A 12,262-nucleotide genomic window follows, 5' to 3' on the forward strand; every position below is an offset into this window, starting at 1 on the left:
GTCTGTTTAGGGCGTGACGGGGGCGAATCCCAAACGAAAACACCACTCCAGCTGCTCGACATCGATCGGGCGCGCTACTTTCGGGAAAAAACAATGAAAATGCGACGGCTATTGGGGATCGGTGCCAGCCTGGCACTTGCACTTAGTACTGGCTTGGCGGCAGCAGCGGATAAACCGACCCTCAAGATCGGTTATGTGGAGGGTTGGTCGGACAGCGTGGCGACTACCCATGTGGCGGCTGAGGTGATTAAACAGCAACTCGGCTATGAGGTGAAGTTGATGCCAGTAGCCACCGGCATCATGTGGCAGGGCGTGGCGAAAGGTCAGTTGGACGCCATGCTGTCGGCTTGGCTGCCGGTTACCCATGGACCCTATTACGAGAAGCTGAAGGATCAAGTGGTCGACCTCGGCCCGAACTTCAATGACGCGAAGATCGGCCTGATCGTGCCGGAGTACGTCACGGCCAAGAGCATCGGTGACCTGCAGGCGCAGAAGGACGGCTTCGCCGGGCGCATCGTCGGCATCGATGCCGGCTCGGGCGTGATGCTCAAGACCGATCAGGCGATCAAGGACTATGGTCTGGACTACAAGCTGCAGGCCAGTTCCGGTAGCGCCATGACCGCCGAGTTGGCGCGTTCGATCAAGGCGCAGAAGCCCATTGCCGTCACCGGCTGGATTCCACACTGGATGTTCGCCAAGTGGCAACTGCGCTTCCTCGACGATCCGAAAGGCGTCTACGGTGCCGCCGAGCACGTCGACAGCATTGCCAACCCGGGCCTGGAGGCCAAAGCGCCGACCGTGGTGGCGTTCCTGAAGAAATTCAACTGGACGCCGAGCGAAATCGGCGAAGTGATGCTGGCCATCGAAGAGGGCGCCAAGCCCGCGGCGGCGGCGCAGAAGTGGGTCAGCGAGCACCCGGATCGGGTCAAGGAGTGGCTGTAACACCGGCCGCTGAACACCTGCAGGGAGTCGGGCGGCTATAGGCCCACTGACTTCCGAAGCGTGACCACCAAGCCGCTCAGTGCCTGCACTGAGCGGCTTTTTTGGTTGCCTGTGCGGTGTTTGCCGCTGCGCCGCAGGCGCTGCCTTCGACTAAGACTATGGTCTCAACTAAGACTAAGGTCGTCTGTCGCGTGGGCCTAGCCGCTCTAGAGTGACCTCACCAGCAACCCGTGCTGCGGAGGACAACAACAAAATGAGCAACGACAGCATCTACCGGCGGATTGAACAGAGTCCGCGCTTCAAAGAACTGGTAGCCAAACGCGAGCGATTCGCCTGGATACTCTCAGCCATCATGCTCGGCCTCTATGTGGCCTTCATCCTGGTCATCGCCTTCGATCCGCAACTCTTCGGTACGCCGATCAGCCCGGGTTCGACCACGACCTGGGGCATTCCGGTGGGGGTGGGGCTGATCGTCTCGGCCTTCGTCCTGACCGGCATTTACGTCTTCCGTGCCAACGGTGAATTCGACGATCTGAACCAGGCCATTCTGGATGAGGTGCAGAAATGATCGCGCGTCTGCTTGCCACCCTGGGCTTGCTCGCCTGTGCCCCGGCCCTCTGGGCTGGCGAAGCGCTGACCGGCGAGGTCCAACGCCAACCGATGAACGTGTCGGCCATCGTCATGTTCGTCGCCTTCGTCGGCGCCACCCTGTTCATCACCTACTGGGCTTCGAAGCGCAATAACTCGACGGCCGACCACTATGCCGCCGGCGGCAAGATCACCGGTTTCCAGAACGGCCTGGCGATTGCCGGCGACTACATGTCGGCGGCGTCCTTCCTGGGTATTTCCGCCCTGGTGTTCACCTCCGGCTACGACGGCCTGATCTACTCGATCGGCTTCCTGGTGGGCTGGCCGGTGATTCTGTTCCTGATCGCGGAGCGCCTGCGTAACCTCGGCAAGTACACCTTCGCCGACGTGGCGTCCTACCGCCTCAAGCAGAAAGAAATCCGCACCCTGTCCGCCAGCGGTTCGTTGGTGGTGGTGGCGTTCTACTTGATCGCGCAAATGGTCGGTGCCGGCAAGCTGATCCAGTTGCTGTTCGGCCTCGACTACCAGGTCGCGGTGATCCTGGTCGGTATCCTGATGGTGCTCTACGTGCTGTTCGGCGGCATGTTGGCGACCACCTGGGTGCAGATCATCAAAGCCGTGCTGCTGCTCTCCGGCGCCTCGTTCATGGCCTTGATGGTGATGAAGCACGTCAATTTCGACTTCGGCACGCTGTTCGCCGAAGCGGTGAAAGTGCACGCCAAAGGTCAGGCCATCATGAGCCCCGGCGCGCTGGTGAAAGATCCGGTGTCGGCGATCTCCCTCGGCCTGGCCTTGATGTTCGGGACTGCCGGTCTGCCGCACATCCTCATGCGCTTCTTCACGGTGAGCGATGCCAAAGAAGCCCGCAAGAGCGTGTTCTATGCGACTGGTTTCATCGGCTACTTCTACATCCTGACCTTCATCATCGGCTTCGGCGCGATCCTGCTGGTCAGCACCAATCCGGTGTTCAAAGATGCGACCGGTGCCCTGCTGGGCGGCAACAACATGGCCGCGGTGCACCTGGCCAATGCCGTGGGTGGCAGCCTGTTCCTCGGCTTCATCTCGGCGGTGGCGTTCGCCACCATCCTCGCGGTGGTGGCCGGCCTGACCTTGGCCGGTGCCTCGGCGGTGTCCCATGACATCTACGCCAGCGTGATCAAGAAGGGCAAAGCCAACGAGAAGGATGAACTGCGCGTCTCGAAGATCACCACCATTGCCCTCGGCGTACTCGCCATCGGCCTGGGTATCCTGTTCGAGAAGCAGAACATCGCCTTCATGGTCGGCCTGGCGTTCTCGATTGCCGCCAGCTGCAACTTCCCGGTGCTGTTCCTCAGCATGTACTGGAAGAACCTGACCACCCGTGGCGCCATGATCGGCGGCTGGCTGGGGCTGGTCACCGCAGTGGGCTTGATGATCCTCGGCCCAACCGTATGGGTGCAGGTACTGGGTAACGCCCAGGCCCTCTTCCCGTACGAGTACCCGGCGCTGTTCTCGATGATCGTGGCCTTTGCCGGTATCTGGTTCTTCTCCATTACGGACAAGTCCACTGCCGCTGCCGATGAGCGCGCACGCTTCCTGCCGCAATTCGTCCGCTCGCAAACCGGCCTGGGTGCCAGCGGTGCCGCGGCGCACTAAGCAGCGACTCTCTGAGTGATTGGGCAGCCCGCGGGCTGCCCTTTTTTATTTGGACGAGTGGTTTTTGCCCGGCGCTCAGGGGCGGGCTAGCCTCAAAGCAGCTCGCAGGGATGCACCTTGTGCGGGAGGCCACTTCAGCCCAACCCGTCGATGCAGTGGCCGTTAGGCAGCTTACGAAGCGTTGGTTACGCAAAAACCCAACACGCGAAAGGAGACAGGCATGGCAACCCAGCAACCTCAACCCAGCCTCTACGAGCGCCTGGGCGGGATTTACAGCATTGCGGTCGTGGTCGATGACTTTATCGACCGTGTCATGGCGGACCCCCGCCTGAATGCGAATCCGGCCGTGAACGAAGCCCATCACAAGGTGCCGCCAGCCGGCTTCAAGTATCTCGTGACCGAAATGGTCGGCTGGGCTAGCGGGGGACCGCAGCACTATAGCGGACGCTCGATGCGGGACTCTCATCGGCACCTGAACATCACGCCCACAGAGTGGGAGGCTTTTATGGATGACTTCCAGCAGACGCTGGAGAAGTTCAAGGTGCCCGCCGGCGAGCAGGCGGAGCTGAAAGCCATTGTCCAGAGCACCTACGGCGACATCGTCATTGGCGAGGGATGAAGCCGCCAAGCAAAAGGCCAACCGACAGGTTGGCCTTTTGCTTGGTACTGGCCCGGGTTACTTCTGCGGCAGCTTGGAGGCTACGCCTTGCACGAAGTAATTCATCTTGTTCAGATCGGTATCGGTGATCACCTGGCCGGCGGCGACGCGGGTCTTGCCGTCCTGGTCCACGACCGGGCCGGTAAAGGGGTGGAGCGTGCCGGCCTGAATCTCGCCTTCCAACTTGGTGACCAGGTCCTTCACCTCGGCCGGAACGGACGGGTTGAGCGGCACTATCTTGATCATCCCCTCCTTGACGCCGCCCCAGGTTGAGGCCGGCTTCCAGCTGCCATCCAACACGGCGCTGGTGGTCTTGGTGTAGAAGTCACCCCATTGGTGAGTGGTGCCGGAGAGCTGCGCCTTGGGTCCGTACTTGGCCATGTCCGAATGGTAGGAGAAGGCATTCACGCCCTTTTCCTCGGCGGCCTGCACCACCGCGGTCGAGTCGGTGTGGTGGGTGAGCATGTCGGCGCCCTGGGAGATCAGGGTCAGCGCGGCTTCGCGCTCCTTGCCCGGGTCATACCAGCTGTTCGCCCAGATCACCCGGACTTCGGCCTTGGGGTTGACGCTGCGGGCGCCGAGGGCGAAGGCGTTGATGCCCATCACCACTTCGGGGATGGGGAAGGCGGCGACATAACCGATGACATTGGACTTGCTCAGCTTGCCGGCGATCACCCCATTCAGATAACGGCCCTCATAGAAACGGGCGTTATAGTTGCCGAAGTTCTTGCCCATCTTGTAGCCGGTGGCGTGCATGAAGGTGACGTTCGGAAATTGCTTGGCGACGCGATCGACGTAGTTCATGTAACCGAAGCTGGTGGCGTAGATCAGCGTGTAGCCGCTGCTGGCCAACTCGCGGATCACCCGTTCGGCGTCGGCGCCTTCCGGCACGTTTTCGATGTATTTGGTCTCCACCTTGCCGGCCAGCGCCTGTTCCATCTGCAGGCGCCCTTGATCGTGCTGGTAGGTCCAGCCGGCGTCGCCGATCGGGCTGATATAGACGAAGCCAACCTTGAGCGGATCGGCCGCCTGCACCTGACCGAACAGGCCGACGCCGAACACCGCCGCCACCGCCATGCCACCCGCTGCCTTGATGAAATGTCTGCGATTACCCATCAGTTCCTCTCCTTGCCTAATTGCGCTGGCTGGTAAGCCGTTTTTTGTTATTGGGGGAGTCTTGCGCAAGGCGGGCCGCCCCCCTTTCACGGCCCGCCGCTGGATCAAGCGTCCGGCCGGTAGGGCTGGCCGAGCGATTGGGGTGAATTCAGCCGGATGCTCTGCAGGTTCCGGGAAATCAGCACCAGCACTAGGATGGTGGCCAGATAGGGCAGCGCCGAGAGGAACTGCGACGGCACATCGATCTGCAGGCCCGAGCCCTGGATAAACAACTGGATGATCATCACCCCGCCGAACAGGTAGGCCCCGGCCATCACCCGCAATGGCCGCCAGGTGGCGAACACCACCAGCGCCAGGGCGATCCAGCCGCGGCCCGAGACCATGCCCTCGACCCACAACGGGGTGTAGAACACCGACAGGAAGGCGCCGCCGATACCGGCCATGGCGCCGCCGAAGGTGGTGGCCAGGTAGCGGATGCCGATCACCGAATAGCCGATCGAATGGGCCGAGGAAGGCGATTCCCCGACGGCGCGCAGGATCAGTCCGGCGCGGCTCTTGTGGAGGAACCAGAGCACGCCGCCGAGCAGGGCCCAGGAGAAGTAGACCAAGGACTGCTGGTTGAACAGCGCCGGCCCGAGCAGCGGAATATCGGCCAGCAGCGGAATGCGGATCGCCGGCACGGCCTGCAGGGTCAGCGACTCGTAGGGTTTGCCGATAAAGGCCGAGAGGCCGACGCCGAAGATCGCCAGCGCCAGCCCGGAGGCCACCTGGTTGGCCATCAGCGTCAGGGTCAGCAGGCCGAACAGCAGGCTCATCAGCACGCCGGCGGCCATGCCGGCCAGCACCCCGAGGTAGGGGTTGCCGGTGTAATGGGTGGCGGCGAAGCCGGCCACCGCGCCCATCGCCATGGTGCCTTCGGCGCCCAGGTTGAGCACCCCGGCCTTTTCGGTGATCAGTTCGCCCAGGGCCACGATGATCAGCGGCGTGCCCGCCACCAGGGTGGCGAACAGGATCGAGGTAATCAGACTCTGCTCCATCTCAGTCTCCCGCCTTGGCCAGTGTCAGCCGCACGCGCAGCCGGTAGTTGATAAACAGGTCGGAGCCGAGCAGGAAGAACAGCAACATGCCCTGGAACACCTTGGAGATCGACGAGGGCAGGCTCAGATACAGCTGCGCCTGCTCGCCGCCGAGAAACAGCAGCGCCATCAACAGGCTGGCAAAGAAGATGCCGATGGGATTCAGCCGCCCGACGAAGGCCACTATGATGGCGGCGAAGCCGTAGCCGCTGGCGACCTTGTCGGTCAGCTGGCCCATGGGCCCGGCCACCTCGGCCATGCCGGCCAGGCCCGCGCTGGCCCCGCCCGCCAGCAAGCCGATCCAGACCATCCGCTTGGCCGAGAAGCCGGCATAGCGCGCCGCATCCGCCGCCTCGCCGGCCACGCGCATCTTGAAGCCGAGAAAGCTCTTCTGCATAAACACATAGCCGACCGCCAGCACCCCCAGCGCCATCACTAAGGCCAGGTTCAGCCGCGTGCCTTCGACCAGCATCGGCAGCAGCGCCGACTCGGAGAACATCTTGCTCTGCGGGAAATTGAAGCCTTCGGGGTCCATCCAGGGCCCGAACACCAGCCAGGACACCAGCAACTGGGCGACGTACACCAGCATCAGCGAGACCAGGATCTCATTGGCGTTGAAGCGGGTGCGCAGGAACGCCGGGATCGCCGCCCAGGCCGCGCCACCGAGCGCCCCGGCGACGACCATCGCCAGCAGCACCTGTGGGCCGCTGTGGTTCCCTAAGGCCAGCGCCACTCCCGTCGCCGCACAGGCGCCGAGGATGAACTGGCCTTCCGCGCCGATATTCCAGACATTGGCCCGGAAGCCGATGGCCAGGCCCACCGCGATGAGCATCAGCGGGATGGCCTTGAGCAGCAGTTCGGCCACCCCGTACCAGTGGCGCAGCGGATTGAGGAAGAACACCTGGAAGCCTTCGACCGGGTCTTTACCCAAGGCGGAGAACAACAGCAGCCCGCCGAGCACGGTCAGTGCCACCGCAATCAACGGCGACAGATAGCTCATGGTGCGCGAGGCTTCGGGGCGGGTTTCAAGCGTGAAGGACAACATGGCTCGCTTTCCCTTGTTATTGATGGCTGGTTTATTGATGGTGGGTCGCTGCTGGCGCGCTCTCGGCGCCCGGCCACATGCCGCTCATCCACACGCCTATGTCTTCTACCGAGGTCTCGGCCGACGCCCGGCTCGGCGACAGCCGGCCCTTGGCGATCACCGCGATGCGGTCGCAGATCTCGAACAGCTCATCCAGCTCCTCGGAGACCACCAGCACGGCACAGCCGCTGTTGCGCAGGTCGATGATCTGCTGGCGGATAAAGGCCGCCGCGCCCACGTCCACGCCCCAGGTCGGTTGGGCGGCGACCAGCAGCTTGGGGGCCTGGAGGATTTCGCGGCCCATGATGTACTTCTGCAGATTGCCGCCGGACAGCGATCTGGCCTGCGCGGCCGGCCCGCCGCACTTGACGTTGAAGCGCTCGATGCACTCCTGGGCGAAGGCCTTGGCGGCGCGGAAATCGATCAGCCCGCGCTTGACCAGGGCCTTTGCGGTGGCGGCGGTGAGGATGGCATTGTCGCTGAGCGCCATGCTCGGCACTGCGCCGCGGCCCAGGCGCTCTTCCGGCACGAAGCACAGACCGATCTGTCGGCGCTGGTCGGGCGGCAAGCGTCCCGCCGGGTTCCCGCAGATCTGCACCTGGTCTTTCTCGCTCAGCGGGGTCTCCCCGGAAATGGCCGCCAACAGCTCGGCCTGGCCGTTGCCCGAGACCCCGGCGATGCCGACTATCTCGCCGGAGCGCACCTCCAGCTGGATGTCCTGGAGATCGGTGCCGAACGGATCGGGCGAGGCCTGCGACAGCCCCGCCAGTTTCAGCCGGACCTCGCCGCCGGCCTGGACCGCGGTGTGGACACAGGCCGGCAGATCCTTGCCGATCATCAGCCGCGCCATGCTCTTGGGCGTCTCCTGGGAGGGGATGCAGGCGCCCGTGACCTTGCCGCTACGCAGCACTGTGGCGCTGTGGCACAGCTCCTGGATTTCGTCGAGTTTGTGGCTGATATAGAGGATCGAGCAGCCTTCGCTGGCCAGCCGGCGCAGGGTCTCGAACAGGACGCGCACCGCCTGCGGGGTGAGCACCGAGGTCGGTTCGTCCATGATCAGCAGCCGCGGGTTTTGCAGCAGGCAGCGCACGATTTCGACCCGCTGGCGCTCGCCGACAGACAGCGCATGCACATGCCGACGGGGATCGACCGGCAGGCCGTAGCGCGTGGAGACCGACTCGATGCGGCGGGCCAGATCCGGCAAATCGGGGTTGCCCGGCAGGGCCAGGGCGACGTTTTCCAGCACGGTCAGGGTCTCGAACAGCGAGAAGTGCTGGAACACCATGCCGATGCCCAGGCTGCGGGCATGGGCCGGGTTTTCCACCACGACCGGCTGGCCCTCCCAGAACATCTCGCCGGCGCTCTGGCGGGTCACGCCGTAGATGATCTTCATCAGCGTCGATTTACCGGCGCCGTTCTCGCCCAGCACGGCATGAATCTCGCCGGGCATGACGCACAGGTCGATCCCATCGTTGGCGACGACCGTGGGATAGACCTTACAGATGCCTTTCAAGGTCAACCTAGGCAGCGTATCGGGTGTGGCTGCAGCGAACTCATGCATTGAGTTTTCTCCTTGTCTGCGGTGACCTTAGCAGCTCTGACGAGCCGGGCTCGGCGCCTTGGGGGATTCGGCGCGGTGTCCGCCGCTGCTCCCTTCGAGGTGCCCACCCGCTGCCCGGCGAGTGATGCGCGGGAGCGTGCTGTTGTGTACTACGTTTCGATAAAACTGTGCAACTTGTTGTGAACAATTTAACGTTGATATGTAAACAAGGTGCCAGGCGGGACGCGCACCGGGACGCTCGCGACTCTCTGAAAAGATAGCGGTATTCGCGCAGAAGCCGAGCGTTGGATTGCCTAATTAGGGACGCCAAGCGCGGGGGAGCGCTTAGGTTCGGTCTTAGAAATATCGACTCGACGGCATGGCTTCGTAGGGTGCGCTGTGCGCACCAATGCCCGCTGCAACTGGTGCGCAGAGCGCACCCTACGTACTGAACCGAGCGCGACTAGGCCGTGCCGCGGCGGACAAGGCGGCTCGCCGGGGGGGGGGCAGGGCCAGGCCTGGCCCCCTGATCTAAGCCCTGTCGAGCACTGCCGAAGCCTCCTCCAGCAGCGCCTGCATCAGCGCCTGGGCATCGCGGTGGCGCAGCAAGGGCGCCGCCTGGCCGGCCCAGAGCGAGATCAAGTCGGCCCGGTCCTGTGCGATCGCCGCCGCCTTGATCGCCCCGGTGAACCAATTCTGTACGGGGTATTGGGGAAGATTCGCTTCCTCCGCCCTCAGCTCATCGATAAAGCGGTTGCGGATGCCGCGGGCCAGCCGGCCGCTGAAGGCGCGGGTCAGCGCGGTGTGTTTCGCCTCCGGGCTGAACAGCATGCGCCGGTGCACCTCGCTGGCTGCTGACTCGGCGCAGGCCAGGAATGCCGTGCCGATCTGCACGCCCTGGGCGCCTAGGGCCAAGGCGGCGGCTATGCCACGGCCGTCGGCGATGCCGCCGGCGGCGATGACCGGAACCTTGACCGCATCGACCACCTGCGGCACCAGGGCGAAGGTGCCGGTCAGCGAGTGTTCGGCGGCGCGCAGGAAGGAGACCCGGTGCCCGCCGGCCTCGAAGCCGGTCGCGACTATCAGGTCGACCCCGGCCCGCTCGAGCGCGAGCGCCTCGTCCGCGGTGGTGGCGGCGCCGATGGTGACTATCTCGAGCTCGCGGCAGCGGCGCAGCACTTCGGCCGAGGGCACGCCGTAGACGAAACTGAAGGCCGCCGGGCGGGCCTCCAACACGGCCTCGACTTGTTCCGCATAACTCGGCGTGAAGCGTTCAGGGCGTACCGGCGGGGGCATACCCAATTCGTTGTAGTAAGGCGTCAGCCGCTCGACGTTGCGCGCGAATTCTTCAGCGCTGAGGCTAGGGTGTTCGCTGTCCTGGAAGGGTATCCACAGGTTGAGGGCGAACGGGCGCTGGGTGCGTGAGCGGATGTTGTGGGCGACTTCCCTGATCTGCGCTCCGGCGAGGTGATGCACGCCGAAGGAGCCTAAACCGCCGGCCTCGCAGACGGCGACGACCAACTCGACGCTGGACAGGCCGCCGCCGAAGGGCCCTTGAATGATCGGTGCGGCCAGGTTCAGGCGCCGTGAGACTTCAGTGCTTTTCCACATGGGGGGATCTCTTCCATTGATCTGAGTGGGTTCCGGCCCTGCTTGGGCCGGAGCGGGGCTGTTGCGGGGTCAGAAGCCTTCGACCTCCAGCGCCTCGCGCACGGCGGGCCGCGCCGCGACTCGCTTCAAGTAGCTTTGCAGGTCCTGGTAGTCCGAGAGATCGAGCCCGACATGGGGAGCCCAGTTCGTCACGGTGAATAGATACGCGTCCGCCACACTGAAGTTGTCGCCGGTCAGGTACTGCTTGCCGTGCAGTTGCTCGCAGACCCAGGCGTACTTCTTCGCCAGGGCGGCGCTGTAGACCGCCTTGGTCGCCGCGTCCAGGGCGGGGTTGAACAGTGCGCCGAATGACTTGTGCAGTTCCGAGGTGATGTAGTTCTGCCATTCCAGCACCCGGTAGTGCGCCAGGCTACCGGCCTCGGGCATCAGCTCATGATTGCCAGCCTGGTCGGCGATGTACTGGGCGACGATTGGCCCTTCGCTCAGGCGCTCGCCGCTATCCAGCTCCAGCAGCGGTACATAGCCTTTGGGGTTGATCCGGTAATAGTCGGCGCCGTGCTCGGTTTGGTGCGTCTTGATGTCGACCCGCACGAGGGTGAAGGGCAGCTTGGCTTCGCGCAGCACTATGTGGGGGGCCAGCGAGCAGGCGCCGGGGGAGTAGTAAAGCTTCATGGTGAGTTCCCTCTGTCGATGTGGATGTACGCTGCGGTTTAGGTTATTGATAATCTCCAGGCGAATAAACAGCGCCTAACTCAATTCACTTGATACAGGGTGTAACTAATAGATGGGGCGTCAGTTGGGTGGAGTGCTGCTGGGCAGCATGGAACTGTTTTGCTTGGCCGCCGAGTTGGGCGGCTTTACCGCCGCCGCCCTGGCCGCAGGCGTGACCCCGGCGGCGGTGAGCCGCTCGGTGTCGCGCCTGGAGGCTCGGCTGGGCGTGCGCCTGTTCGTGCGCACGACCCGGCAGATTCGCCTGACCGAAGGCGGCCAGGCCTATTTCGAGCAGTGCCGGCAGGCGCTCGCGCAACTGGTCGAGGCCGAGCGCGAGGTGTCGGGTCAGCAGGCGGCCCCGGCCGGGCTGCTGCGCATCAGCATGGGCACGCCTTACGGCCACTATCGGGTACTGCCGCTGCTGCCGGTGTTCCGCGCGCGCTACCCGAAGGTCACTGTCGAGGTGCACCTGAGTAACCGCAATGTCGACTTCGTCGGCGAGGGTTTCGACCTGGCGATACGCGCGCGGGTGCCGGCGGACTCGAGCCTGATCGCGCGCAAATTGGAGGATGCGCCGCTGCTGGTGGTGGCCGCGCCGGCCTATCTGCAGCGCGCCGGGGTGCCTGCTAGCCTCGAGGTACTGGCCGAGCACGAGTGCATCCAGTTCCTGCTGCCGAGCAGCGGCAAGCCGATTCCCTGGTCGTTCCGCCGGGACGGCAAGGAGCTGGAGTTGGTCACCGCCGGCGGCTACTGCTGTGCGGAGGATCTGCTGGGCGGCGTGACCCTGGCGCGTAGCGGCGCCGGGCTGCTGCAGACCTATGGCTTTATCGTCGAGGAGGAGTTGCGCCGCGGTACTCTGGTCGAGGTGTTGCAGCCCTTCGCCGGCCGCTCCCGGCCCTTCACGCTGCTTTACCCCCATGGCCGGCATCTCTCGCTGCGGGTGCGCAGCTTCGTCGACTTTCTGCTGGAGGCGCTGGCCGACTGCCGCGCATAAGGCGCCTGTGCTTACCTGCGCCTCTCAATCAATGCCTTATAAAGTTGCTTGCCGACTCACTTAAGCAATTCTCCATGAACAGGGTTGTTACTGGCTCCTCGCAGGAAGAGCTCCGCGCCCAGATCGACTGCCTAGACCGGCAGCCAGCGGCATTATGCGCATGCGTGCGGAGGGCAAGACGTCGAGAACGCCCTGACGCCCGAGAGGGAAGCCGAGCATCCGGGGCAGAGCATCCAGAAAGACGCCGCCCGGCATTAATCTGAAGCCATGACCGATGCAAGGATGCTGGCTATTCCTATACTCTGAG

Annotated in this window: 11 protein-coding genes; 5 read left to right on the forward strand and 6 right to left on the reverse strand. The window is 64.0% G+C overall.

The features are described 5' to 3' along the window. Positions 1–93: 93 nt before the first annotated feature. The 4 genes from FFS13_RS07520 (at position 94) to FFS13_RS07535 (ending at position 3,784) form a co-directional block, all read left to right on the forward strand. On the forward strand, positions 94–942 hold the full coding sequence (locus FFS13_RS07520; RefSeq protein WP_137818467.1) for a glycine betaine ABC transporter substrate-binding protein: 849 nt from the start codon (positions 94–96) through the stop codon (positions 940–942). Between the two features lie 253 nt (positions 943–1,195). After that, positions 1,196–1,510 (forward strand): DUF485 domain-containing protein, encoded by a 315-nt coding sequence (locus FFS13_RS07525; RefSeq protein WP_137818468.1) that lies wholly within the window; start codon positions 1,196–1,198, stop codon positions 1,508–1,510. Next, entirely contained in the window at positions 1,507–3,165 is a 1,659-nt protein-coding gene (locus FFS13_RS07530) for a cation acetate symporter (RefSeq protein ID WP_137818469.1), read from the forward strand. Before FFS13_RS07525 ends, FFS13_RS07530 begins: the two co-directional genes overlap by 4 nt. A gap of 220 nt (positions 3,166–3,385) precedes the next feature. After that, entirely contained in the window at positions 3,386–3,784 is a 399-nt protein-coding gene (locus FFS13_RS07535) for a group 1 truncated hemoglobin (protein WP_137818470.1), read from the forward strand. Positions 3,785–3,841: 57 nt separating this feature from the next. Here the strand turns inward: FFS13_RS07535 and FFS13_RS07540 are convergent, their stop codons facing one another. The 6 genes from FFS13_RS07540 to gstA form a co-directional block, all read right to left on the reverse strand. Further along, positions 3,842–4,939 (reverse strand): BMP family ABC transporter substrate-binding protein, encoded by a 1,098-nt coding sequence (locus tag FFS13_RS07540; RefSeq protein WP_137818471.1) that lies wholly within the window; start codon positions 4,937–4,939, stop codon positions 3,842–3,844. A gap of 104 nt (positions 4,940–5,043) precedes the next feature. Then, a complete protein-coding gene (locus FFS13_RS07545; RefSeq protein WP_137818472.1) occupies positions 5,044–5,976 on the reverse strand; it encodes an ABC transporter permease in 933 nt (310 codons plus the stop codon). A 1-nt stretch (position 5,977) separates the two neighbouring features. Then, positions 5,978–7,057 (reverse strand): ABC transporter permease, encoded by a 1,080-nt coding sequence (locus tag FFS13_RS07550; RefSeq protein ID WP_218568605.1) that lies wholly within the window; start codon positions 7,055–7,057, stop codon positions 5,978–5,980. A 34-nt stretch (positions 7,058–7,091) separates the two neighbouring features. Further along, positions 7,092–8,660 (reverse strand): ABC transporter ATP-binding protein, encoded by a 1,569-nt coding sequence (locus FFS13_RS07555; protein ID WP_137818473.1) that lies wholly within the window; start codon positions 8,658–8,660, stop codon positions 7,092–7,094. Between the two features lie 510 nt (positions 8,661–9,170). Then, positions 9,171–10,250 carry a nitronate monooxygenase family protein gene (locus FFS13_RS07560; protein ID WP_137818474.1) on the reverse strand — a complete coding sequence of 360 codons (1,080 nt, stop codon included), beginning with the start codon at positions 10,248–10,250 and terminating at the stop codon, positions 9,171–9,173. 69 nt (positions 10,251–10,319) lie between these two features. Further along, positions 10,320–10,922: a glutathione transferase GstA gene (gene gstA, locus FFS13_RS07565; RefSeq protein WP_137818475.1), complete on the reverse strand. Its 603-nt coding sequence runs from the start codon at positions 10,920–10,922 to the stop codon at positions 10,320–10,322. Between the two features lie 112 nt (positions 10,923–11,034). Between gstA and FFS13_RS07570 the strand changes: the two genes are divergently transcribed. Further along, on the forward strand, positions 11,035–11,955 hold the full coding sequence (locus FFS13_RS07570) for a LysR family transcriptional regulator (RefSeq protein ID WP_137818476.1): 921 nt from the start codon (positions 11,035–11,037) through the stop codon (positions 11,953–11,955). The last annotated feature ends 307 nt before the right edge of the window (positions 11,956–12,262 follow it).

Source organism: Pseudomonas sp. 2FG, assembly GCF_005502935.1.
Classification (GTDB): Bacteria; Pseudomonadota; Gammaproteobacteria; order Pseudomonadales; family Pseudomonadaceae; genus Aquipseudomonas.